The following is a 26,094-nucleotide window of genomic DNA, read 5'->3' as shown; positions in this document are numbered from 1 at the left end:
GACGAAATCGAAATCGTCGGTATCCGTGACACCCAAAAAACCACCTGTACTGGTGTCGAGATGTTCCGCAAACTGCTTGACGAAGGTCGTGCAGGCGAAAACTGTGGCGTACTACTCCGTGGTACCAAGCGTGAAGACGTACAACGTGGCCAAGTACTTGCTAAGCCAGGTTCAATCACCCCGCACACCAAATTTGACGCCGAAGTATACGTACTGTCAAAAGAAGAAGGTGGTCGTCACACGCCATTCCTAAACGGCTATCGTCCACAGTTCTACTTCCGTACCACTGACGTCACTGGTGCAATCCAGCTACAAGACGGTACAGAAATGGTTATGCCTGGTGACAACGTTGAGATGAGTGTTGAGCTTATCCACCCGATCGCTATGGACAAAGGCCTACGTTTCGCTATTCGCGAAGGTGGCCGTACGGTAGGTGCTGGTGTGGTTGCTAACGTAAGCAACTAATCATCAACGCTTAGCGTTATGCTAAACCGTTAGTCAAAAGCCGCTCTCTTTATTGAGGGTGGCTTTTTTTATGGGCGGTAGGGTAGGGTTTTACCCATAAATTTTAATTTGAAAGAATTATTTAATAAAATCTGCCTTAAAACTTGCATTTAACTATAAATATTGTATAATTGTCAGCCTTAACACCCATAGGCGATTGGCTCAATTGGTAGAGCATCGGTCTCCAAAACCGAGGGTTGTAGGTTCGAGTCCTACATCGCCTGCCATCTTTTTTATCCTATCTTTATCTGACGTTACCATCTCCTAAGCGAGTTCTTTATGAGCAACAATCAGGATAACCTCGATTCTAAGTTATCTGATGCCAAAGCTACGGCTAGCGGAATGTTGACTAAAGGAAAGCACGTTTCAGCAACCAAAAACACCACTGCGGTAGAAGTTGCTAAAACCGGTTCAGCTAAAGATATGGTGCTATGGCTACTGGCTATAGTGGCACTTATAGCAGCGACATTCTCTAATCAATACCTACCAGGTTATTGGCAAGCCGCCAATGATGTTTGGGTGCGTATTGGTATTATTGTGGCGCTCGCTGTTTTTGCTTTAGTTTGTCTAGCGCTAACGAATCAAGGACGCGCCTTTAAGATACTATTGAAGGATGCGGCTGTTGAGCTACGCCGTGTCACTTGGCCCGGTAAAGACGAGACTTTTAAGTATACGTGGCAAACCCTTGTCGTGATAGCGATTGTTGGTTTTCTAGTTTGGATGTTAGATAACTTTTTTAACTGGTTCGTCGGTATTTTTATTGGTTAAAAGAGCATATTAGCTCTAATTAAGCCACACTTTTTACTGCCACCTATTACCTAGATCAGGAGCGTCATATGCGTTGGTATATTGTCCAAGCGTTTTCAGGATATGAAAAACAAGTACAACGTTCATTAACTGATCGTATTAACCGTAGTGAATTTGCCGATTCTTTTGGTGATGTATTAGTGCCAACCGAAGAAGTAGTCGAGATGAAAGACGGTAAAAAGCGCAAGAGTGAGCGTAAGTTCTTTCCAGGATACGTATTGATCCAAATGGAGATGAACGACAATACTTGGCATATTGTCAAAGACTGCCCGCGTATTATGGGCTTTGTCGGCGGTACACCTGAAACGCCAGCGCCTATCACCCAGGTTGAAGCGGACCGTATCTTGAATCGCTTGAACCAGACAGAAACAGCGCCACGTCCGAAAACTCTATTTGAGCCAGGCGAAGAGCTACTGGTTATCGATGGCCCGTTCACAGACTTCAAAGGCCTAGTCGAAAAAGTAGATTACGAAAAATCTAAGCTACAACTCACTGTAAACGTATTTAATCGACCGACTCAGGTCGAGCTTGAGTTTAGTAAAGTTGAAAAACTAGACTAAACAGACATCAACTGGGGAGCTGTTGTTCGTTAATAACTGATTATTGGTATTAGCAAACTGGCGTTATCACCCAATTAGGAGAAAATCATGGCTAAGAAGATTGATGGTTACATCAAACTACAAGTCCCAGCAGGTAAAGCTAACCCTTCACCACCAATTGGTCCAGCTCTGGGTCAAAAAGGTGTGAACATCATGGCATTCTGTAAAGAATTCAACGCAGCAACCTCTAACCAAGAGCCAGGCTTGCCGATTCCGACAGAAATCACCGTATATAGCGATAAGTCTTTTACCTTTATCATGAAGTCGCCACCAGCGGCGTATTTGCTACGTAAAGCTGCTGGTATCGCTAAAGGTTCTGGTACGCCGAACACTGCTAAAGTTGGTAAAGTGAACCGCGAGCAGTTAGAAGAAATTGTTAAGACCAAAGATGCAGATTTAACAGCTGCAGATCTTGACGCTGCTGTCCGTACCATCGCTGGTACCGCTCGTTCAATGGGTATTACCGTGGAGGGTGTGTAAATGAGTAAGCTAACCAAACGCCAAAAAGAAATCAACAGCCGTATCGATAACGAAAAACAGTACACTATTGAAGAAGCAGTACAAATCTTAAATGATTTACCAGCGCTAAAATTCAAAGAGTCTATCGACATCGCAGTAAACTTGGGCGTTGACCCACGTAAATCTGACCAAGTCGTTCGCGGTGCTACTAATCTGCCTGCAGGTACTGGTAAAACCAAACGCGTTGCTGTATTCGCTCAAGGCGCTGCTGCTGAAGCCGCTAAAGAAGCGGGTGCTGACATCGTTGGTATGGACGATCTAGCAGAACAAATCAAAGCCGGTAACATGGACTTTGACGTGGTTATCGCCGCTCCAGATGCTATGCGCGTTGTCGGTCAGTTAGGTACTATTCTAGGCCCACGTGGTCTAATGCCTAACCCTAAAGTCGGTACGGTCACGCCTAATGTTGCTGAAGCCGTTGCTAATACTAAAGCGGGTCAAGCGCAGTATCGCGTTGATAAAGCGGGTATTATCCATACGACTATCGGTCAAGTTGGTTTCACAGCCGATCAAGTTATCGAAAACGCTCGTGCGTTATTGTCTGATCTTAAGCGTGCTAAGCCTGCTACTTCTAAAGGTATTTTCATTAAGAAAATCACCTTGTCAAGCACTATGGGCCCAGGTCTAACGATTGATCCTGTACCATACCGCATGGCTAAGTAAGATATATATAGCCGCTTGGTGTTTGCACATAAGTGCTAACAAACGCAAATATCAAGTAGCCAAGCATTTAAGTAATAAAGAATTTTAAAAATTAGGTCAGCGTAGTAAACGCTACGCTGTCTAAGACCGTAGGTAGAGAGCGGTTCATAGTGATAACAAGTTTAGATAGTGTTATCTACTATGAGCTGCTTTTGTTAATCGATAACAGATGAAAGTCTTAATTGTCCTACGCAGACGGTGACCCACCCAGTTGTTGATAAGAGCCAATAGGGCAACCTATTACTCGATGTCAGTCTGATAATGGTGCCGTAATTAGTCGTTATTAATGGTCTTTTTTAGTTTATTAATAACGTGTCGTATCAAGTCAGTCTTCGCTTATAATTTAAATTATAGGTCGACTGATAAGATTAAAGGAGTCAACTTATGGCATTAACGCTAGAGCAAAAACAACAAGTTGTAGCTGAAGTGTCTGAAGTTGCTGCTAATGCTTACTCAGCAGTAGCTGCCGAATATCACGGTATTGGCGTTGCAAAGCTTACCGAGCTGCGCGAACAAGCCCGTGAAAAAGGTGTCGTTTTAAAAGTAGTTAAAAATACTCTTGCAAAACGCGCTTTTGAAGGCACTAAGTTTGAGAGCATGTCAGACCGTATGACTGGTCCATTACTTTTGGCTTTCTCTATGGAAGACTTGGGATCTGCCGCTAGAGTCGTTTTCGACTTCAGCAAAGATAACAAAGCTTTAGAGACCAAAATAGTATCAGTCGGTGGTGAGGTTTATGGTCCAGAAGAGCTAGAGCGCGTATCGAAGCTACCAACTCGCGACGAAGCAATCTCTATCTTGATGGCAACTATGAATGCACCAGTGACCAAGCTTGTCCAGACTATGAACGCAGTTCCTGGCAAGTTCGTTCGCACGGTAGCAGCAATAAAAGACGCAAAAGAAGCTGCTTAATAGCTTGTTTTAACGTAAATTTTACAGCCTTGATTGGCTTATTGTCTCAGCTGTTAATACAGTGGACAGTCAATCAATGCGCTATTAAACCAATTATTTTTATCAGATAACGGAGAGTTCTCATGGCACTATCTAAAGAAGATGTGTTAAACGCAATCGCTGAAATGTCAGTAATGGATATCGTTGAGCTAATCAGCGACATGGAAGAGAAATTCGGCGTAACTGCTGCTGTAGCTGCTGCTGCACCTGCTGCTGCTGCTGAAGGCGGCGCTGCTGCTGAAGAAAAAGACGAGTTTGACGTTGTTCTTGCTAGCTTTGGCGAGAAGAAAGTTGCCGTCATTAAGGCAGTACGTGAAGCGACTGGCCTTGGTCTAAAAGAAGCGAAAGACTTGGTTGAAAGTGCTCCAGCACCAATCAAAGAAGGCGCGTCTAAAGACGAAGCTGAAGAGCTGAAGAAGAAGCTTGAAGAAGCTGGTGCTTCTGTTGAACTAAAATAAGCTTAGCTTGATTTAGTTTAATACTGCACACAAAGAGCTAGTAATGCCTTGCATTGCTGGCTTTTTTTTATTATAATTACTAGCTTGACCTTTTGTGTCTGCCTAACGCCCGATCACCAGTGGTGGATACTCATCAAAAGGACACACGATATAAATGCTAGCAAACACAGTAGTTTTGAATAATTTATTATATTAGGCTAAATGTCCTCAGACGTTTGGCGTTTTTCTGTGTCTGTAAGCTTTCTCAATAACTGTTTTTTAGCAAACATCATTTAATTCAATACCTATTACTGTTTATCCGATTTATAGTGTTGCTGATTACAACTTATCGCATTGATAGTGCGACTCAGACAGTTAGTTACTTTTGTTTTTAACGGCTACGTATTTTTGACTATGATGAGTCGTCTATCTTATTTAATAGCTGTAAATGATCCAGAATATTATTACTTAAGCTGTTGTTTATTGATAACTAAGCATTAATTATTGGCTATAAAGGTTGATTACTAAGTATATGTAGCACCATTTAAGTTAATAACCTGTTGATTTGTATAGAAAAAATTTTAAAAGTGTTGGTCTTCAAAATGCATATTATTGCATGGCGATGATAGTTTGAAGTTTTAGCTTTAAGGGGATTTATGATTCGTATATCGCCTTTAAAGTCGTTGTATTATCGTATACGTCGCTAAGTTTGCATGGTATCACCAAGTATTGGTGCACGCTAGCCACGATTTTCATTTGTTTCCACGTTTACTGTAAGGACTCTCGATGGCATATTCTTATACTGAAAAAAAGCGTATTCGCAAAAGTTTTGCTGAATTGCCCACTGTGATGGACATTCCCTATTTATTGTCTATCCAAGTAGATTCCTATGAGCAATTTTTGCAAGAGCATAAAAAGCCTAAAGCTCGTGAGAATACTGGTTTACAAGCCGCTTACTCTTCTATTTTCCCGATTGAGAGTCACTCAGGTAATGCTGAGCTGCAATTTGTCGAATATTATTTAGGAGAGCCGGAGTTTGATGAGCGTGAGTGTATCTTACGTGGTTCAACGTTTGCCGCGCCTATGCGTGTCAAAATTCGCCTAATTATCAAAGATAAAGATCATAAAGATAAAAACAGCAAAGCGGCGATCAAAGATATCCGTGAGCAAAGTGTCTATATGGGTGAGATTCCACTCATGACGGACAACGGTACCTTTATCATTAATGGCACTGAGCGTGTTATTGTGTCGCAATTACATCGTTCACCTGGTGTATTCTTTGATCATGACAAAGGCAAATCGCATTCTAGTGGTAAGGTGCTTTATAACGCCCGTATCATTCCTTATCGCGGTTCGTGGTTAGACTTTGAGTTTGATGCCAAAGATTTAGTATTCGCGCGTATTGACCGCCGCCGTAAACTGCTTGCGTCTATCATTTTGCGCGCTCTAGGCCTAACGACAAGTGAGATCTTAGATTTATTCTTTGATAAAGTCGCAGTTTATAAAGGGGATGAGCAGTTCGAGATTGATATCGTTGCTGATCGCTTGCGCGGTGAAATGGCGCAGTTCGATATCGTTGCGCCTAATGGTGACGTTATCGTTGAGCAGGGCAAACGTATCAACGCTCGCCGTATTCGCCAGATCGAAGAGGCGGGTATGACGAAGATTGCCGTGCCTGATGAATACCTCTATGAGCGTATTTTGGCCGAAGATATCATCGTCAATGACGAAGTTGTTGCCTATGCCAATACGCCTATCGATCACGAGTTATTAGTGAAACTAAGCTCATTTGAAGCAAGTGATGCGATTAAAGAGTTCAGCATCCTGTTCACTAATGATATCGATCAGGGTAGCTATATTGCCGATACGCTACGTGCAGATTCTACTAGTAGCCGTGAAGAAGCCTTGATTGAAATCTATAAGGTTATGCGCCCAGGCGAGCCACCAACGGTTGAAACGGCAGAAAAACTGTTCGAGAGCATGTTTTTTAATGCCGATCGTTATGACTTATCTAACGTTGGCCGTATGAAGTTCAACCGCCGTTTAGGCTTAGACTTCGATAATACTGACGATCCTGATGTACAGCGCGAGCGCAGCGTATTGACCAACGATGACATCGTTAATGTGCTAAAAGAGCTGGTTGAAATTCGTAATGGTCGCGGCGAAGTCGACGATATTGACCATTTAGGTAACCGCCGTATTCGTTCGGTAGGTGAGATGGCAGAAAACCAATTCCGCGTTGGTCTCGTACGTGTTGAGCGTGCAGTTAAAGAGCGTCTATCCTCAGCGGAATCTGATAACTTGTCGCCACAAGATTTGATTAACTCAAAACCAGTTGCCGCAGCGGTCAAAGAGTTCTTTGGTTCTAGCCAGTTGTCACAGTTCATGGATCAAAACAACCCACTATCTGAGGTGACGCATAAGCGCCGTGTCTCAGCTCTTGGGCCAGGTGGTTTGACGCGTGAGCGCGCAGGCTTTGAGGTACGTGACGTACACGATACGCATTACGGCCGTGTCTGCCCAATTGAGACGCCAGAAGGACCAAACATTGGTTTGATTAACTCCTTAGCGACTTTTGCGAAGACCAATAGCTTTGGTTTCTTAGAGACGCCTTATCGCCAAGTGGTCGATGGTAAAGTGACTGACGTTATCGAATACCTATCCGCGATCGAAGAAGTCGGTACGGTCATTGCTCAGGCTGACTCGCCAATGAATGATAAAGGTGAGCTTAGCGAGGAGATGATTAGTGTCCGTAGCTATGGCGAGTTTGTACGTATGCCAGCCGACAAAGTGACGCATATGGATGTGTCGCCAAGTCAGGTAGTGTCAGTAGCCGCTGGTCTGATTCCATTCCTTGAGCATGATGATGCTAACCGTGCTTTGATGGGCTCGAACATGCAGCGTCAGGCGGTTCCGACCCTACGCGCTGACAAGCCATTAGTCGGTACGGGTATGGAGCGTCACGTTGCTCGTGATTCGGGCGTGTGTGTTATCGCTAAGCGTGGCGGTGTTATCGAAGACGTTGATGCTTCGCGTATTGTTGTGCGTGTCAATGAAGATGAGATGACCGCCGGTGAAGCGGGTATTGATATCTATAACTTGATCAAGTACACGCGCTCTAACCAGAACACTTGTATTAACCAGCGTATTATCGTCAATCAGGGCGATGAGATTGCTTTTGGTGATATCTTAGCCGATGGTCCGTCAACGGATTTAGGCGAGCTAGCCTTAGGTCAGAACATCCGTATCGCCTTTATGCCGTGGAATGGTTACAACTTCGAAGATTCGATTTTGTTATCTGAAAAAGTAGTCAAAGAAGATCGTTTCACCACTATCCATATTCAAGAGCTGACTTGTGTGGCTCGTGATACCAAGCTTGGAACTGAAGAGATTACTGCTGATATTCCAAACGTTGGTGAAGCGGCGCTGTCTAGCCTAGATGAAGCAGGTATCGTTTATATCGGTGCTGAAGTGGATGCAGGCGATATTCTAGTCGGTAAAGTCACGCCAAAAGGTGAGACGCAGCTGACGCCAGAAGAAAAACTGCTGCGGGCCATCTTCGGTGAAAAAGCCGCTGACGTAAAAGACACATCACTACGTGTCCCAACATCAAGCAAAGGCACGGTGATTGACGTGCAAGTCTTTACCCGTGACGGCGTCGAAAAAGATGCGCGTGCGCGTGCTATCGAAAAGTCACAGCTCGATAGCTACCGTAAAGATCTAAAAGAAGAGCTACGTATCTTTGAAGAAGCGGCGCGTGGTCGTATCGGTAACTTGCTTGATGGTCAAAAAGTCAGTGGCGGTTCAGGTCTGAAAGCTGGTACGGTGATGAAAGCGGCTGACATGAAAGAAATGAGCCTTGAGACTTTGCTTGATATTCAGCCTGTAGAAGAAGACATCGCCGAGCGTCTAACGCAAATCGCTGAGTACTTAGTCGATAAGCAAAAAGACATCGATAGTAAGTTTGCAGAGAAAAAACGCAAACTAACTGCAGGTGATGATCTGCAGCACGGCGTACAAAAAATCGTCAAGGTTTATCTCGCGGTGAAACGTCGTATTCAGCCTGGTGATAAAATGGCCGGTCGTCATGGTAACAAAGGTGTGGTATCGCGTATTATGCCGGTCGAAGACATGCCTTACGATGAGCACGGTAACACGGTTGATATCGTCTTGAACCCACTAGGTGTACCTTCGCGTATGAACATCGGTCAGGTTTTAGAGACCCACTTAGGCATGGCAGCAAAAGGCTTAGGTGAGAAGATCGATAACATGCTCAAAGCTCAAGCGGCGATGAAAGATCTACGTGATTTCTTAGATCAAATCTACAATAAAGTAGGCGGTGAAAGTGTTGATCTAGACAGCTTAAGCGATGAGGATATCATGGCGCTAGCGGGCAATTTGCGCGGCGGTGTGCCTATGGGTACGGCGGTATTCGATGGTGCGCATGAGTATCAAGTAAAAGACTTGCTTGAGCTTGCAGGACTTGATCGCGATGGTCAGCAGGTATTATATGACGGTCGTACCGGTCAGCAGTTCGACCGTAAAGTCACTGTCGGTTATATGTATATGCTCAAGCTTAACCACTTGGTCGATGACAAAATGCACGCGCGTTCAACCGGCTCTTATTCGCTAGTCACTCAGCAACCACTTGGCGGTAAAGCGCAGTTTGGTGGCCAGAGATTCGGTGAGATGGAAGTGTGGGCATTAGAAGCTTACGGTGCGACTTATACCTTGCAAGAGATGCTAACGGTGAAGTCGGATGATGTCGAAGGCCGTACCCGTATGTACAAAAACATCGTCGATGGTGAGCAGTATATGGATCCAGGTATGCCTGAATCGTTCAACGTACTGACCAAAGAAATCAAATCACTGGGTATCAATATTGAGTTAAAAGAAAACAATTAAGCCTTTATTGACGCTTAAGCGTTAGGCTAGAAGCAGTAAAGTACCATAAGTACAGCTGCTTTTAGTCTTTTATCTCACCCCAATTCATTGCCTTCAGTCCTTTATGCGGTTTGTATCTATAGATACCGCTTAAAGGATTATAAAGATAACGGAGAAGCAACTTGAAAGATTTACTCGATATCATGCAAAGCCCTACCGCGAGCGGTAATCGTGAGTTTGATAGCATTCAAATTACTTTAGCCTCACCTGATGTGATCAAATCTTGGTCACATGGTGAAGTCAAAAAACCAGAAACCATTAACTACCGTACTTTTAAGCCTGAGCGCGATGGTTTATTCTGTGCCAAAATCTTTGGCCCAGTAAAAGACTTTGAATGTCTTTGTGGTAAATATAAGCGCCGTAAGTTCCAAGGCGTGATCTGTGAAAAATGCGGCGTAGAAGTGACTACGGCTAAAGTTCGCCGTGATCGTATGGGTCATATCGATCTGGCTAGCCCTGTCGCGCATATTTGGTTCTTAAAATCATTACCAAGCCGCATCGGTCTTTTATTAGACATGACGCTACGTGACATCGAGCGCGTACTTTATTTCGAGAGCTATATTGTTACTGAGCCGGGCTTGACGAGTCTTGAGAAGTATCAGCTGCTTGATGACGAAGACTACTACCGCGCGCTTGAAGAGTTCGGTGACGAGTTCACCGCTAAGATGGGCGCAGAAGCGGTACAAGACTTATTAAAAGACATCGATATCGATATCGAGATTGATGAGCTGCGCGAAGCGATTCCGCAAACCGGCTCTGAGACCAAGCTCAAAAAAATGTCTAAGCGTCTTAAATTATTAGAAGCTTTCCGCGACTCTAATAATAAGCCTGAGTGGATGGTCATGAATATTCTGCCGGTGCTTCCGCCAGATTTACGTCCATTAGTACCGCTAGAGGGTGGCCGTTTTGCGACATCCGATCTTAACGATCTGTATCGCCGTGTCATCAACCGTAACAACCGTTTGAAGCGTCTGCTCGAGCTTAGCGCGCCTGATATTATTGTGCGTAATGAAAAGCGTATGCTACAAGAATCAGTTGATGCGTTATTAGATAACGGTCGCCGCGGTCGTGCTATTACCGGTAGTAATAAGCGCCCACTGAAATCTTTGGCTGATATGATCAAAGGCAAGCAAGGTCGTTTCCGTCAAAACTTACTTGGTAAGCGTGTCGATTATTCTGGTCGTTCGGTTATCGTTGTTGGTCCGACGCTGCGTCTGCATCAGTGTGGTCTACCAAAGAAGATGGCATTAGAATTATTTAAGCCATTCACTTATGCCAAGCTGTTATCACACGGCATGGCGACCACGATTAAAGCGGCCAAAAAAATGGTTGAGCGTGAAGAGCCGCAAGTGTGGGATATGCTTGCTATGGTTATTCGTGAGCATCCAGTGCTACTCAACCGTGCGCCAACACTACACCGTTTGGGTCTACAAGCGTTCGAACCCGTACTAATCGAAGGTAAAGCCATTCAGCTGCATCCGCTGGTTTGTACCGCGTTTAACGCTGACTTTGATGGTGACCAAATGGCCGTCCACGTGCCATTAACGCTTGAGGCTCAGCTAGAGTCACGCGCCTTGATGATGTCAACGAATAATATCTTGTCACCTGCGAACGGTGATCCGATTATTGTACCGTCACAAGATGTAGTCTTAGGTCTATACTACATTAGCCGCTCATCGATCAATGCCAAAGGCGAAGGCATGGTGTTTGCTACGGTCAACGAAGCTCTACGTGCTATTGGTTCAAACGATTTGCATGTCAATGCTTTGATCAAAGTACGTGTCACTGAGACGCAGATTGATGAAGAAGGTAACACCACAGAGTCGACGAGTCTTAAAGAGACCGTTGCTGGTCGCCTATTGATTTGGAACATCATGCCAAAAGGTATGGCGTTTGCAGAGTGCAACCAAGAGATGACTAAAAAGAATATCTCAGGTTTGATCAACTCTTGCTATCGTAAAATGGGCGTCAAAGACAGCGTCATGTTCGCTGACCAATTGATGTACCTAGGCTTTGCGCAAGCGACCTTATCTGGCGTGTCTATCGGTCTCGACGACATGGTCATTCCGCCAAGCAAAAAACAAATCATTGAAACGGCAGACGCTGAAGTTCGCGAAATCGAAGATCAGTTTGAGCAAGGGTTTGTCACTGCAGGTGAGCGCTATAACAAAGTGGTCGATATCTGGTCGCGTACTAACGATAAAGTCGCCAAAGCGATGATGGATAACCTAGCGACTGACAAAATTATGAATGCTAAAGGCGAGGAAGAAGAGCAAAAATCCTTTAACTCAATCTTTATCATGTCAGATTCTGGTGCTCGTGGTAGTGCGGCACAGATTCGTCAGCTCGCTGGTATGCGTGGCCTAATGGCAAAACCGGATGGATCTATTATTGAGACACCGATTAAAGCGAACTTCCGTGAAGGCTTGACAGTATTACAGTACTTCATCTCAACGCATGGTGCACGTAAAGGTCTAGCCGATACCGCCTTGAAGACTGCGAACTCAGGTTATCTGACTCGTCGTCTCGTCGATGTCGCGCAAGATTTAGTCATCACTAGCGATGATTGTGGCACCGAGCAAGGCCTCTTGATGACGCCGCACATCCAAGGTGGCGAGATCATCGAAAAGCTTGGTGATTTGGTCCTTGGCCGAGTGACCGCGCGTGACGTGACGTATAACAATGATGACTCAAAAGTCCTAATTCCTGTAGGTACTTTGATCGATGAGCATTGGGTAAATATCCTAGACGAAAACGCTATTGATGATATCTGGGTACGCTCAGTCATTACTTGTGAAGTTGAACATGGCGTTTGTTCGCAGTGTTATGGTCGAGATTTGGCTCGTGGTCATAAAGTCAATATCGGTGAGTCTGTCGGGGTCATGGCAGCGCAGTCTATCGGTGAGCCAGGTACGCAGCTGACCATGCGTACTTTCCACGTGGGCGGGGCAGCAAGCTCAGCATCAGTAGATAATAGCATCTCAGCACGTAACGCCGGTCAAGTACAATTTGACAATATGAAAACGGTTGAGCATACCGATGGCCATTTAGTTATCGTCTCTCGCTCTGCAGAAATTGCTCTAACTGATGAGCTTGGCCGTGAGCGTGAACGTTATAAAGTACCTTACGGTTCAAGCGTCCTAGTTAAAGACGGCGATAAAGTAGATGGCGGTCAAACCATTGCTAAATGGGATCCGCATACGCATCCTATTATCACAGAATTCGCGGGTACTGCGCGCTTTAGTGATATCGTTGATGGTAGTACCGCGACGGTTAAGGTCGATGATGCGACTGGTATGAGCTCGTTTGAGATTCTAGCCACGCGTGATCGTTCAAGTAATGCTAAAGACTTACGTCCGGCTATTATCTTGAATACCGACGCGGGTAAAGAAGTGGTTTACTTCTTACCTGCTGAAACTATCATTCGCGTGAGCGATGGTGAAAAAGTAGCGGCAGGTTCGATCTTAGGCCGTGTACCACAAGCGTCTTCTGGTACTAAAGATATTACCGGTGGTCTACCACGTGTAGCGGATTTATTTGAAGCACGTCGTCCGAAAGATCATGCCATTATGGCTGAAATGACCGGTGTGGTCAGCTTCGGTAAAGAAACCAAAGGTAAGAATCGCTTTATTATCACCAACGAAGATGGCGAGACCCATGAAGAGCTGATCCCGAAATGGCGTCAAATCAACGTCTTTGAAAACGAGACCGTTGCTCGCGGCGAGATCATCGCTGATGGCCCGCAAAATCCGCATGACATTTTACGTCTAAAAGGTCAAACGGCACTTGCAGACTATATCGTTAACGAAGTACAAGACGTTTACCGTTTACAAGGCGTGAAGATCAACGACAAGCACATTGAAGTTATCATTCGTCAAATGCTGCGTAAAGTTGAAATCACAGATGCTGGCGACTCTAGTCACTTCAAAGGTGATCAGGTCGAATACGCTGACATTATCGCCTTGAATGCTAAACTGGAAGCGGAGAATAAATTCCCGGTACAGTATGAGCGTCAATTGTTAGGTATCACCAAAGCCAGCCTCGCGACTGAAAGCTTTATCTCAGCAGCTTCGTTCCAGGAAACCACGCGTGTTCTAACTGCGGCGGCTGTAACGGGTAAAGTAGATGAGCTACGTGGTTTAAAAGAAAACGTAGTAGTAGGTCGTCTGATTCCTGCTGGTACTGGTCTTGCTTACCACAACGCTCGTAAAGACAAAGCGGAACAAAAACTATTAGACAAAGATCTAAATGCCGCTTTTGATATGGGCACTGCTAGCAGTGAGAATAAAGACTTCACAAGCTTTGATGAGGCCTTCGCGCAAGAGTTGAATCAAGATAACTAAAATCTCCATCCTGAGCTAAACCTTAAGGTTTAGCTCAGTCTAATTTAGAAGTAAAAAAGCCAGCCTCGTGCTGGCTTTTTTATGCATAAAATCTAGTCATGTTTAACAAAAAAATAGTACACTTGAAGACATGAGAGTTTTTGAATGATTTATTCATAATAAAAGGACAACCCGCTTATGGCCGGCAAAACTCGCGTAGCCAAGTATCATGCTGATCGTACCAACCAAAAGCTTTATTTTTGCCGTTTGGCTTGTCAAGCAGCGGATAACAGTAGCGATAAACAGCTGTACCAAGCGCACTGTGAAACCGCTATTTTTCATTTATATGGCAGCTTTTTGGCCTTTATGCAGGAGTTAGCGCAGTTCTATAGTTTAGAGATGAATGAGCCAACGTTACGGGCTATCGAACAGGCGCTCAGCGCACGCACGCAAGTCTCACCTGAGGTTATGCGCTTGCAGCAACTGTTAGAGCAAGGGTTTTTAGCCAATATAGAGCGGGCTTATCAGCGTTGTCTCTACGCAGTATTAGCGGAGCAACAAATGAATGATAACTCTGCTGACAACTCAAAAAAAGCACAAGATTTAATTGTCAATGTGGTGACATTGTCGAACCAATGGCTGCCTGATGAAGCGACTATTCGAGAGTGGCGCAGTCAGCTTCTGACTTTGATTGAACAGCTGCGGGGCGGCATGGTCGAGTTTTAAACAAGTCTTGAGAGTTCTTGCCCATTAAAAAGGCGGTTCACTAAAGTGAACCGCCTTTTTAATGCTTCAATAAATTTTTCTTAACTGGAGCTTTATAACTATATTTATAACTCTAGGGCCTTACTCTGGCATGGCTGGCATACGCTGCGCTGGCGTTACTGTTAATGGGTTTTGTGGCACGCTATCACCATTATTGGCAGCACTGTTGTTGTCACGAGACGATGATGACTGTGGTTCAGGCTCTTCTTCAGGCTCAGGAGGCTTACGCTGCTGAGTCCTAGTTTTAACCGGCTGGTTGGCAGTAGTCTCTGAATTGCTTGAGTCGTTCTCATCGCTAGCATTAGTGCTGACCACGCCATCATCAGTCATCTCGATAATACGCTGGCTTTGCTTCTTAGATTTGGACTTGTTATCGAGTGATACCCATTCAAAAGGAACACCTTCTAATTGCGCTTTCATAAAGTCCATCCACACGGGTAGGGCAGCGACTCCGCCATACTCACGGCGACCGAGCGTGGATGGCTGATCAAAACCCATCCAGACGACAGTAGCATTAGTAGGATGAAAGCCTGCAAACCAAGCGTCTTTGGCTTCGTTAGTCGTACCGGTCTTGCCGCCAATGTCTTCGCGTCCGAGTGCGCGAGCACGAACGGCAGTGCCGCGCTGGACCACATCTCGCAAAATGTCGGCCATATCATAAGCTACTCTGGGTTTGAGGATGCGCGGCGCTTGGGTAGCCGTTACATACTGTACTACAGGAGCTTGTAGGCGGTCTGTTAAAGGATTAGCATCATAAATACTGCTATCGTAATTATTAGTATCTTCATTGCTGGTATCAGTAAGCTCATTATTCTGAGCGCCTTGATCACTCCCTACAGCGTCTTCCTCGTTGGCATCTTCTCCGTTTGTGGTCTCGTCAGTTTGCTCGTCATCTGCTTCTTGCTTAGCGAGCGTTTGGGCGTCTTCAATTAGCTTTTGATTACGATCTTCAAGCTGCTCGTTGAAACAAAGCGCACAAGCTTGCTGCGGATTGGCTTGGAACAACAGCTCATTATCATAGTTATAAATCTGCTCGATAAAGTAAGGCTGCACACGATGACCACCATTAGCAAAGGTCGCGTAAGCGGTTGCCATTTGTAAGGGTGTAGCTTGACCAGTGCCTAGCGCTAATGACAGCGTAGTTGGTAGTTTTTCTTTGTCGAGACCGAACTGATCTAATAAGTCACGAGTATCTGAGGTACCTACTGCTTGTAGTAAGCGAATAGACACTAAGTTACGAGACAAATAAAGCCCGCGGCGTAAGGTGATATCCCCTAAAAAGCGGCTGTCGGAGTTTTTCGGTTGCCAATCGCCGACTTGAATAGGACGATCAGAGACAATACTATCCGGGCGATAGCCTTTCTCTAAGGCGGAGGTGTAAATCAGCGGCTTAATCGTTGAGCCCGGCTGACGCCACCCTTGAAGGGCGCGATTGAATTTACTGTACTTAAAGTCAAAACCACCGACTAAAGCATTTAGCGCGCCTGTTTCTGGATCTAGCGACACTAAGCTCCCTTGAACTTTTGGAATTTGTGCCAATTGCCAATTGTCATTGTCGGTTTTTATTAGGCGAACGATGTCTTTTTCGCTGACAACTTGTGAGGCGTTACTTGGCAAATTACCGAAGCGATCAGCTGAGATGTATTTTTTTGCCCAGCGCATGCCAGACCAGTTTACGGTGACCGTATCGCCTGATTGCATAAGCGCTTCAAAGCTGCGTGAATTGACAGTCGTGACTTTCGCTGGATACATACTGCCATAACGGCTGAAGTTTTCAAGCGGCTCGTCGTTCGCCTCAGCGCCGCGCCAGCCGTGACGATGGTCATAAGCTATAAGGCCTTTGAGGACGGCCGCTTCCGCATCTTGCTGCGCTTGACTATCGACCGTCAAGCGCACCCGCCAACCGCCATTGACCACTTGGTCTCCATAACGATTAACCAAAGCATAGCGCGCCATCTCTGCCAAATAAGGCATATTAACGTCGAGTTTTTCTTGATATAAATTCAAGCCGATCGGCGAGTTAATAGCTTCATCATATTGCGCTTGATCGATATAGCCAAGCTCATGCATGCGCTTAATAATCCAATTGCGGCGGATAAGAGCGCGCTCAGGATTGGCGACTGGGTTATATTTGGAAGGGGCTTTTGGGAGGCCGGCTAGCATCGCCATTTCTGCGACAGTTAAGCTCTCAAGTGACTTACTGTAATACTTTTTGGCAGCGGCACGGATACCATAAGCGCCTTCACCCAAATAAATTTTATTAACATATAGAGTGAGAATTTCATTTTTGCTAAGCTCATCTTCCATCTTTCTGGCGACAAATAGCTCAGTCAATTTGCGATTCAAGGTGCGCTCAGGGGTCAAAAAATAATTCTTCGCCACCTGCATAGTAATCGTCGAGCCACCTGTCTGTCCCTCATCGTCAGTGACCACTTCAGTGACTGCTCGCCCTAAACCTTTAATACTAATACCACTATGCTGAAAAAATGAGGCGTCTTCAGCCGCCAAAAAGGCATTAGTCAGTCCTTCAGGAATCTCGTCAAAAGTCACTGGTAAAGATAAGCGATTGCCATACTGACCGATGAGTTTGTCATCACGACTATAGATCTGTAAGGGCATCTCCAGATTTGCTTTTTTGATCTCTTGAATGCTAGGTAGGGTAGGTGATAAGTACATTGCCATGCCATAGAACCCAATAGGAACAGCGAGCGCTAAGATAATGACTAGTGCTAAAAAGGCAATAAAAAGCCCCACCAAGTAATGAATAAGACGGACGGTGGCATTTTTTTTGGGCATAATAAGCTTATCAATTAAGAGGGTTGACGATAGTCATTATACCTTGAACCCAAAGCTAGATTCGCATGAAATGTGTAATTCTCTGAGAAAAAATTTTAATCGCTTGAATATGTCTATTAAGTAACGTATTGTATTCCATTATTACAAAACCTTTGTAATCTATATTCTATATAAGGTGTAGGGTCTGTGAAGCTACTTTCTTCTAAGCATCAAAGTTTAATCGGAGTAGATATTTGTGCGACTTCAGTAAAGCTAGTTGACATAACTCGGCAGCAAGGCGCTTATCATCTCAAGTCTTATGGTATTGAAAGATTACCTCCAGGGATAGTCGTTGATAAGCTGATTGTAGATACTGAAGCGGCTGGTGATACGATTGCAAGCTTAGCGCGTCGGAACCGAGTTGCAGGCCATGATGCCGCAACGGCGGTATCAGGCTCGTCGGTGATTACCAAGATCATCGACATGGATGCCACTCTAAGCGATGTTGAACGCGAAGCACAAATTCGTCTTGATGCAGATCAATACATTCCTTATCCTTTAGATGAAGTCAATCTGGACTTTGAAGTGCTAGGGCCTTCTATCATTGATGACACTATGGTGCAGGTTTTACTAGCGGCTTCGCGCTCTGAGAACGTAGATCAACGGGTTGATGCCTTGGCTTTTGGTGGCCTAAAAACCAAAGTCATGGACATCGAGTCGCACGCCATCGAGCGGGCTTTCCAGATGATGGCAGATAATTTACCTAATATGCCAGAATTGGTCGCTGTTATCGATATTGGTCATCATCAGACGACCTTATATATCGCTAAGAACCATAAATTTATCTATAGCCGCGAGCAGTTATTTGGTGGGTTGCAGCTGACAGAAGCCATCCAAGAGCGCTACGGATTGTCTTATGAAGAGGCCATGGTCAATAAGCATGAGCGTATGTTGCCTGATGATTATTATCCTGAAGTGCTTACGCCGTTTATGGAAAGTACGGTGCAACAAATCACTCGATCGCTACAGTTTTATTTCTCCTCAAGTCAATATGACCACATTGATCATATTGTGCTCGCTGGTGGCAGTAGCTCCATACCCGGTCTTGCCGGAATGATCCAACAAAAACTAAGTATCGGAGTCACAGTCGCCAATCCGTTTATTAATATGACTATCAGCCCTTATATTGATAGCGAGCAGTTGGCTATCGATGCTCCAAGTCTAATGGCGGCTTGTGGGCTTGCGCTTAGGAGCTTTAACTAATGGCTCGCATTAACCTACTACCATGGCGTTCTGAGGAACGCGCACGCCGAAATAAAGAGTTTTTGACGCTAGTTGCTGCGGTGACGTTACTGGCACTGTTGTCCGCTTTTGCGACTTGGAGCTATTTTAATAACGAGCTAGAAGAGCAGCGTGATGCCAATGATCGCATTACGCAAGAGAACAATCGCTTGGACACGGTATTAGCGGAGATAGATACGCTTGAGCAGCGCCGAGAAGATATTATTTCGCGCATGCAAGTTATTCAAGATCTGCAGGGAAGACGGCCGATTCCAGTACGTTTATGGGATGATGTGGCGAAAGCGATGCCCCCAGCACTCTATCTCAATAATCTAAAGCGTGAGGACGATCTGCTTACCTTTACCGGCTTAGCGGATAACCCGAACGTGGTCTCAAGCTTGATACGTAACTTGGACGACAGTCCCTGGATGGAAAACTCCGCCGTACGCAATATCCAGCAAAACATTAGTGCTTACGAGGCCCCAATGACCTTAAATCAAGCGCCAACCAGTGGTGAGCAGCCTCGTCCAATATACCCTGAGGACAGTTACGTGCAGTTTGTGGTGACCACGCAAGTGCAATCGTCATTAACTGAGCCTACCCAATCGCCAGAGGTAGTCGCTAATGTCGCCGGATCGGGGGACGTCTTATGAACCCTATTCGCAAAAAAAGTCTAATAAAAACCAAAAAAAGCGCAATCAAGGCGCAAGGCCCGCTGAGCTCGCCAAAAAAATCATTCGACTTCAATGATTTTCGTCGCAGCTTTGAGTCACTAGATACCCAAAATTCTGGCAGTTGGCCGCTACCGGTTAAAGTGACAGTGCTATTATTAATTGTTGCCTTTATTGCCGCTATGGCTTGGGCGCTACCGATTAGTAGTAAAATCGATGAGATTAAAGCCAGCGAGAGTGAGCAGCAAACCTTACTTGAGACCTATCGCCAAAAAGAATCACGAGCGCGGCATTTGGACACTTACAAAGCGCAAGTGGCGCAAATGGATACAGAGTTCAATACTTTGCTTGATCAACTGCCTAAAGAGACTCGAGTCTCTGAATTGGTGGAAGGTATCAACATGACCGGAGTAGGCAGTAATATTCGTTTTCAAGATATCTCAGTTGAGCCTGAAATTGAGAATGAGTTTTTTATTGAGCAGCCTATTCGTATTGCCGCTTTGGGCGAGTATCATCAGTTTGGCAGCTTTATCAGTGGTCTTGCTGCCCTTCCGCGTATCATTACTATGCATAACTTTGAGGTGAGTAATCCGCAGCCCACTTTAGAAGCCATTCCAGAGTTGAATTTGGTGTTACAGACCAAGACCTATCGCTCAAAAGAAGTGGCGCCTGAGGATGCTGATGTGACAACGCCTGCTGACGCTGGAGGTAATTGATGATTAAGCCGCTACCCAAACTTACCTTCTTAGCTATGACTACGCTTTTGCTCGGAGGCTGTGCCGATAGAATCGGTTTGGCTGAGCAAGCCATGCAAGACATACGAGCATCGCAGGCGCAAGATATTGAACCCACGCCTAAGGTTTCGCTAGTAGAAGACTTTGTCTATAGCGCAAGTAGTCTACGTAGTCCTTTTTTGCCACCAAGTTTAGTGAACATACAAGGACCGACCACTGCTATCGACGGTATACGTCCTGATATTAACCGTGTCAAACAACCTTTAGAGCAATATGAGATAGCTCAGCTGACTTTTCGCGGTGTTGTAGTCTCTCCTGAAGGGCAAGAGTATGCTTTGATTCAGCGCCCAGATGGGTCTGTTGCTAGCGTTAAAGTGGGTGATTATCTTGGACTTAATGATGGCCGTATTGTTGAGATTACGCCAACGCAGATTAATCTAATTGAAATTGTACCAGACAGCCGCGCAGGGTTTATTGAAAGACCACAGTCGCTGGTCTCTCCTATAAATTAAGATGGTAGATTTTTGAGGAATAAGTAATGACCGTACGTAACAACAAGGCAATGACGATAAGTAGTCGTATTTCCTCTACTTTCGCCGCTCCTGTATTAGCTCTGAGCATCACTGCTATCATGAGCAATGCTTATGCGGTGCAGCGCATCAATGAGGTGTCTGTTGTACAGACGGCTCCAGCAGTGACGCAGCTGCGTTTGGGTTTTAATGAGACTCCAAATGTACCTGCAGCTTATCAGCTTGATAACCCTAGCCGTTTAGTCTTAGACTTTGAACAAGTCCAAAACGGTTTGGCGAGCCGGTTCAGCGATTATAATGTGGGTATAGTCAATGATATTACCACTCTGAGTAATGACAGTACGACGCGCCTTATTGTTGGCTTGAAAAAAAGTGGTGATTATACTACCGCAATCGAAGGCAATGATCTGTTATTGACGATCAATGACCCTGCTCGGCAAGTCATTACTAACGACCCTGTCGCCGATGTGCTCAATAACCAATCAGCAATCATTACTACCACTCCTATCAACAATCCGGTAGTGTCGACCAATGTGGTAGCGACTGGTAACGTTGTAGCCGCGCCGGGGGTTGTACGGCAAACACCGACAAAACCGCAAGTACCTGCTGATACTATGGTTGTCAGAGTCAATCCTTTATTAGACCCCAATCTTGCTTCCTCGCAAGTGAGTCGACAATATAGCTATGATGGTTTGACGGCCTTGAACTTTGCGGCTGGCAGCGCGGGCGGCGGCAATGTCAGTATCACTTTAGCCAATGAAGCCATTCCGGTTGATGTGCAGCGTCAAGGCAATAAACTAGTCGTGCGCTTGACGGGCAGTACTGTACCTAGAAACCTGCTGCGTCGTCTCAATATCAATAGTGGTCTAGTCGCTAGTGTCGATACCAAAAACCAAGGTCAGACCGGTATCATCACTATCAATATGAGTGGCGACTACGAATATCAAGCTTATCAATCGGGCACTCAGCTAAATATCAGCATCACTGAGCCTGAGCTGCTACGTGAGCCGACGCTAGAAGAAAAAGTCTATACTGGCGAAGCGCTCTCTATGGAGTTTCAAGATGTTGAGATTCGTAGTGTCCTTGATATCTTAGCGCAGTTTACTGAGATGAATATTGTTGCTAGTGATTCCGTCGTTGGTAATATCACCTTGCGCCTCATCAACGTGCCTTGGGATCAAGCTTTAGATATTATCTTAAGAAGCAAAAATCTAGGCAAGCGTGAGAACGGTAACGTTATCTTAATCGCGCCGGCGACTGAGCTTGCTGAGCAAGAAGCTCGCGAGCTTGCCGCGCAGCAAACGGTCGACTCGTTCTTACCGTTACGCACGGAGTATATTCGTCTAAGCTATGCCAGAGCTGAAGATGTGTTAAATCTGATCTCCGATGGTAGCGGTCCCTCAAACAGTCGCGGTTCAGGTATCGGCACGACGAATAATATTCAAGACAATAATACTTTGCTCTCTGATCGCGGCACCGTCACGATCGATGAGCGTACTAATACTTTGATTGTCAAAGATGTCGCTGATAGCATTGAGAATATTCGTGAGCTGATTACCAAAATCGATATCCCGGTACGGCAAGTGATGATTGAAGCGCGTATTGTCAGTGCAACCGATAGCTTTAGTAAAGAGATCGGCGTACGTTGGGGGATTTTATCGAGTGGCGCGGCAACCAATCGTAGCTTACTCGTTGGCGGTAGCAATCAGACTTTAGCGGACTTAAAAGATTTCGATGTCGAGACCACGACGATCAATGGCCAGACCGTCTCTTATCCTAGCTATGACATTAGCAGCCCTGATAATTTGAGTGTGGATTTAGGGGTGACTAACCCTGCTGCTGGCAGTATCGCTTTTGGTCTGCTTAGCTTATCGGATGTGATGTTAGATCTTGAGCTATCCGCATTGCAAGCCGACAATCGCGGTGAGGTCATCTCCACGCCGAAGATCTTGACCGCTGATAAGCAAACCGCTAAAGTCTCCTCTGGTACGCAGATTCCTTATCAAGAAGCGGCGGCTAGTGGCGCTACGTCTACTAGCTTTAGAGAAGCGGCGCTGAGTTTAGAGGCCACGCCGAATATTACCCCTGATGGCAAAATCGGCTTACAGCTTCTCATTACCAACGGGACGCCAACAATTATTAATGGCGATGTCGCTATCAATGAAGATTCGATTTCTACCAATGTCATCGTCGAAGATGGACAGACTATTGTATTAGGCGGCGTGTTTAGAAACCGTACTAACAATGGCGTGGATAAAGTGCCGTTCTTAGGGGATTTGCCTTATATTGGCCGCGCCTTCCGCCGCGATGTGCGCAGTAATAATAAAGAAGAGCTGCTGATATTTGTGACACCAAAGCTTATCAATGACGGTATTAGTCGTTTGGATTAGCACGACCAGCCTCCTCAGCAGATATTCAGAAAAATAAAAAGCAAGCTTAAGCGCTTGCTTTTTTTATGTCTTAACAATGCTCAACACGCCCTAGTAATATTTTTGCTGTTAATAATCAAGGTTGATTACTAGCCAGATTATCGATGACGTTGTATGATAGTTAATTTAGCTGAGTAAGTGTTATGTTGGAGGAATTACCGTCGGTATTTATAGTAGGGCCGATGGGTGCAGGAAAGACCACTATTGGCCGTCTGCTTGCCAAACAGCTAGAGCGTGAGTTTGTCGATAGCGACTGGTATATTGAGTCACAAACCGGCGCGGATATTGCTTGGATATTTGCCAAAGAAGGTGAAGCCGGCTTTCGTGAGCGTGAGACTCGCGCCATTGATGAGCTCACCCAAAAGCCGCAAATAGTGCTAGCTACTGGCGGCGGTGCGGTGATGAGTAGCGATAACCGGGCTTTTCTGCATCAGCGCGGTATTGTGGTTTATCTTAATGCCCCAGTCGAGGTGCAAATGGCGCGAACGGCCAAAGACAAGTCGCGACCGCTATTACAACAGCCTAATCCCAAACAAATCCTACAAAATTTGTATCAAATCCGTGATCCGTTGTATCGACAGGTTGCCCACGTTATTTTGCCGACCGGACATACTTATCCACGGCACATGGTCAATCAGCTTTTGCAGCAGCTAGAACGATTTATTACAGCGACAGAGAGCGACAATAAACAATAAAACAGCGTCTCGCTTTTAACATAGGAAGCCTTTATGGCAAAACCACTTCTCAATGATGGTTTGACAGTACAAACCCAAAGTCATGATTATCCGATTATTATTACTGCCAGCCGCGATGATAGTGAAAATACTGCTAGTGCCAGTAATATGGTAAGCAGTATGGCGGAACGGGTTGCGCCGTATATTACCGGTCAGCAAGTATTGATCGTTACCAATGAGACCATCGCGCCTCTATATTTGCAGCCTTTGCAGCAGGAGTTGTCGGTAAGCTTTCAAGTAGCCGTCTGCGTGCTACCCGATGGTGAGCAGTATAAGAATCAACAGTATATCAATCAAATCTATGATGCATTGATGGCGCAGCATTTCAATCGTGACGTGACTTTGATTGCGCTTGGTGGCGGCGTAATTGGCGATATGACAGGTTTTGCCGCTGCCAGCTTTATGCGCGGAGTGAATTTTATTCAGATACCGACGACTTTGCTGGCACAAGTGGATTCAAGCGTTGGTGGTAAAACCGGTATCAATCACCCGCAAGGCAAAAACATGATCGGCGCTTTTTGGCAGCCGCAGATGGTACTTGCTGATATGAATACGCTACAAACCTTGCCGGCGCGCGAGCTCTCGGCAGGTATCGCGGAGGTCATTAAGTACGCGCTGATTATGGATAAGGAGTTTTTGACTTGGCTTGAGCAGAACCTGCCGGCGATGATGGCGCTAGATCTTGAGGTGCTTGGTATAGCCGTTAAACGCTGCTGCGACTATAAAGCGCAAGTGGTGGCGCAAGATGAGAGAGAGTCAGGCGTGCGAGCGCTGTTGAACTTTGGCCATACCTTCGGTCATGTGATCGAAACGCATGAAGGCTATGGTGAGTGGCTGCACGGAGAAGCGGTAGCTGCTGGCATGGTTCAAGCCGCTATGATGTCACAAAAGCTTGGTTGGCTGACTGAGCAAGATACTGATCGGATAAAACATATTTTGACCCTTGCCAACCTTCCTATCACTCCGTCTGCTATCTCAGTAGCAACCGCTTTAAACCTTATGGGTCACGATAAAAAAGTCAAAGGTGGCAAGATTCGGCTTATTTTACTCAAGTCGCTAGGCGAGGCGGTATTGACCGATGATTTTGATGAGAGACTATTGATAGAGGTTTTATCCCAATCCAACTCATAAAGCGGTATACTATTAGCATAGATCACTGATATCTATGACTTTTTATAGTATTTTTGATCTATTACCTTGTTCACCTATTCACGGTTAATGCCGACATTTATATTGACAACCTATATTACCAAGGAAATTCTTCATGGCAGAATCGCATGCATCGACACCTTCTGCGAGCCGATCCTATCGTCGCCAAGCGCTTATATGGCTGATGATGGCTTTGTTACTTGGAGTAGTGACCGCATTGGTTTGGATGTTTAGTCAGACATCGGCTATCGGCGCTCAAATTGAGAATGCACCGCTTTCAACGCCGCAAGTCACCGTCGATGAACTCAAGCAGCCGTTATCCATCGAGTCTTTGCACGAGCTTGATACCGATGTTCAGCCCATTGATTTTGAAGCAACCGTTCGCGACTTACGCAATTATCCTGCTGAATTCAAGGACAAACGTTATCTATCAGCCAATAAAGGTAAATGGACGGTACAGGTGATGAATGTGGCCGAAAACGACGTCATCGTTAGCTATTTAGAAGGCCGTGAAGATCGTGAGAAGTTTGCTTATTTCCGTTATCTTGATGAAAATAAGCAGGTACGCTATATGTTGACTTACGGCATCATGAGCAGCCCGCAAGAAGCAGTAGGCGCGGCTAAACTTATAGACTTCGGCCTGCCAGCTGACGTACGAGTGCTGCCAGAGGAGATTAATCGCTACGTCAGTATCATTGATAATTATGAGCGGCCAGGACCGATTAAAGATCTTAGCACCAGACGCGCGCGTTCCGTGAAGCTAAAGCGTACCCAACGTGAAGTGCCCGTACGTCAACAACCAAAAGCTACCGAAAATAATGACGCCACTATGGATAACAATATCTCTGCGGATACTATCAGGGAGAGAGCAGAGCGTAACATGGCAAATGACCAAAATGATTCAAATGCAAATAGTCAGGCAGAGAGTATTCGTCAGTCTGAGGACACTTCAGCAACTCTATCTGTCAATGAAGAGCGCTCATTCGACTCTGATAGCGAAAATACTACCCAAAAATCAAACAATACTCGCAGAACAGACTCTGAAATCAAAAGACCACCAGCGGTAACGGCGCCTAAACCGCCTGCTAGTAATAACACGAGTACTCCACCGAAAGCTAACAATAATGCTGCGATTAACTCTGCTAATACCACAAATGGCGCAGCAAATAATAGCGACAGCATGAAAGAGCTCATTCAAGAGAGGAGCAATTAAATAAGACAGCTATGTCTTGTGAATACAA

General features: G+C 45.4%; 19 protein-coding genes and 1 tRNA gene. 19 read left to right on the top strand and 1 reads right to left on the bottom strand.

Annotated features, from left to right (window positions below; translation table 11 throughout):
* From ACS8E3_RS05135 to ACS8E3_RS05085, 11 genes are all read left to right on the top strand, one after another.
* A partial coding sequence (locus tag ACS8E3_RS05135; protein WP_439241927.1) for an EF-Tu C-terminal domain-related protein occupies positions 1-465 on the top strand: 465 nt, incomplete at its 5' end.
* Positions 466-655: 190 nt separating this feature from the next.
* Positions 656-731, top strand: a tRNA-Trp gene (locus ACS8E3_RS05130).
* Positions 732-783: 52 nt separating this feature from the next.
* The gene (gene secE, locus ACS8E3_RS05125) at positions 784-1,272 is read left to right on the top strand and encodes a preprotein translocase subunit SecE (protein ID WP_439241925.1); all 489 of its coding nucleotides are present in this window, start codon (positions 784-786) and stop codon (positions 1,270-1,272) included.
* Between the two features lie 68 nt (positions 1,273-1,340).
* Entirely contained in the window at positions 1,341-1,871 is a 531-nt protein-coding gene (gene nusG / locus ACS8E3_RS05120; protein WP_439241923.1) for a transcription termination/antitermination protein NusG, read from the top strand.
* A gap of 87 nt (positions 1,872-1,958) precedes the next feature.
* A complete protein-coding gene (gene rplK, locus ACS8E3_RS05115) occupies positions 1,959-2,390 on the top strand; it encodes a 50S ribosomal protein L11 (RefSeq protein WP_439241921.1) in 432 nt (143 codons plus the stop codon).
* Positions 2,391-3,092 carry a 50S ribosomal protein L1 gene (rplA, locus tag ACS8E3_RS05110; RefSeq protein WP_439241919.1) on the top strand — a complete coding sequence of 234 codons (702 nt, stop codon included), beginning with the start codon at positions 2,391-2,393 and terminating at the stop codon, positions 3,090-3,092.
* Positions 3,093-3,515: 423 nt separating this feature from the next.
* Positions 3,516-4,043: a 50S ribosomal protein L10 gene (gene rplJ, locus ACS8E3_RS05105; RefSeq protein WP_439241917.1), complete on the top strand. Its 528-nt coding sequence runs from the start codon at positions 3,516-3,518 to the stop codon at positions 4,041-4,043.
* Positions 4,044-4,165: 122 nt separating this feature from the next.
* Complete coding sequence (gene rplL / locus ACS8E3_RS05100) at positions 4,166-4,540, top strand: 50S ribosomal protein L7/L12 (RefSeq protein ID WP_298971330.1); 375 nt, start codon at positions 4,166-4,168, stop codon at positions 4,538-4,540.
* Positions 4,541-5,305: 765 nt separating this feature from the next.
* Positions 5,306-9,424, top strand: coding sequence for a DNA-directed RNA polymerase subunit beta (gene rpoB, locus ACS8E3_RS05095; protein WP_439241915.1), 4,119 nt, complete (start codon positions 5,306-5,308; stop codon positions 9,422-9,424).
* 161 nt (positions 9,425-9,585) lie between these two features.
* A complete protein-coding gene (gene rpoC / locus ACS8E3_RS05090) occupies positions 9,586-13,806 on the top strand; it encodes a DNA-directed RNA polymerase subunit beta' (protein WP_439241913.1) in 4,221 nt (1,406 codons plus the stop codon).
* 177 nt (positions 13,807-13,983) lie between these two features.
* Positions 13,984-14,511 (top strand): DUF6586 family protein, encoded by a 528-nt coding sequence (locus ACS8E3_RS05085; protein ID WP_439241911.1) that lies wholly within the window; start codon positions 13,984-13,986, stop codon positions 14,509-14,511.
* Between the two features lie 120 nt (positions 14,512-14,631).
* Here the strand turns inward: ACS8E3_RS05085 and ACS8E3_RS05080 are convergent, their stop codons facing one another.
* Complete coding sequence (locus ACS8E3_RS05080) at positions 14,632-17,346, bottom strand: penicillin-binding protein 1A (protein ID WP_439241909.1); 2,715 nt, start codon at positions 17,344-17,346, stop codon at positions 14,632-14,634.
* A gap of 186 nt (positions 17,347-17,532) precedes the next feature.
* On the opposite strand from ACS8E3_RS05080, the gene ACS8E3_RS05075 reads away from it, so the two are divergent.
* The 8 genes from ACS8E3_RS05075 (at position 17,533) to ACS8E3_RS05040 (ending at position 26,066) form a co-directional block, all read left to right on the top strand.
* The gene (locus ACS8E3_RS05075) at positions 17,533-18,588 is read left to right on the top strand and encodes a pilus assembly protein PilM (protein WP_439241907.1); all 1,056 of its coding nucleotides are present in this window, start codon (positions 17,533-17,535) and stop codon (positions 18,586-18,588) included.
* The gene (locus ACS8E3_RS05070; protein ID WP_439241905.1) at positions 18,588-19,259 is read left to right on the top strand and encodes a PilN domain-containing protein; all 672 of its coding nucleotides are present in this window, start codon (positions 18,588-18,590) and stop codon (positions 19,257-19,259) included. The genes ACS8E3_RS05075 and ACS8E3_RS05070 overlap by 1 nt, the downstream gene beginning before the upstream one ends.
* The gene (locus tag ACS8E3_RS05065) at positions 19,256-19,993 is read left to right on the top strand and encodes a type IV pilus inner membrane component PilO (RefSeq protein ID WP_439241903.1); all 738 of its coding nucleotides are present in this window, start codon (positions 19,256-19,258) and stop codon (positions 19,991-19,993) included. The genes ACS8E3_RS05070 and ACS8E3_RS05065 overlap by 4 nt, the downstream gene beginning before the upstream one ends.
* Positions 19,993-20,523, top strand: coding sequence for a pilus assembly protein PilP (locus ACS8E3_RS05060; RefSeq protein WP_439241901.1), 531 nt, complete (start codon positions 19,993-19,995; stop codon positions 20,521-20,523). Before ACS8E3_RS05065 ends, ACS8E3_RS05060 begins: the two co-directional genes overlap by 1 nt.
* A 26-nt stretch (positions 20,524-20,549) precedes the next feature.
* Entirely contained in the window at positions 20,550-22,931 is a 2,382-nt protein-coding gene (pilQ, locus tag ACS8E3_RS05055; RefSeq protein WP_439241899.1) for a type IV pilus secretin PilQ, read from the top strand.
* Between the two features lie 182 nt (positions 22,932-23,113).
* A complete protein-coding gene (gene aroK, locus ACS8E3_RS05050; protein ID WP_439241897.1) occupies positions 23,114-23,665 on the top strand; it encodes a shikimate kinase AroK in 552 nt (183 codons plus the stop codon).
* A gap of 33 nt (positions 23,666-23,698) precedes the next feature.
* Positions 23,699-24,835 (top strand): 3-dehydroquinate synthase, encoded by a 1,137-nt coding sequence (gene aroB, locus ACS8E3_RS05045; protein WP_439241895.1) that lies wholly within the window; start codon positions 23,699-23,701, stop codon positions 24,833-24,835.
* 133 nt (positions 24,836-24,968) lie between these two features.
* A complete protein-coding gene (locus tag ACS8E3_RS05040; RefSeq protein WP_439241893.1) occupies positions 24,969-26,066 on the top strand; it encodes a hypothetical protein in 1,098 nt (365 codons plus the stop codon).
* Positions 26,067-26,094: the final 28 nt, after the last annotated feature.

This window comes from Psychrobacter sp. 2Y5 (assembly GCF_051847375.1).
Classification (GTDB): domain Bacteria; phylum Pseudomonadota; class Gammaproteobacteria; order Pseudomonadales; family Moraxellaceae; genus Psychrobacter.
Note: the sequence above shows the minus strand (reverse complement) of the source record. Positions and strands in the feature narration are given on the sequence as shown.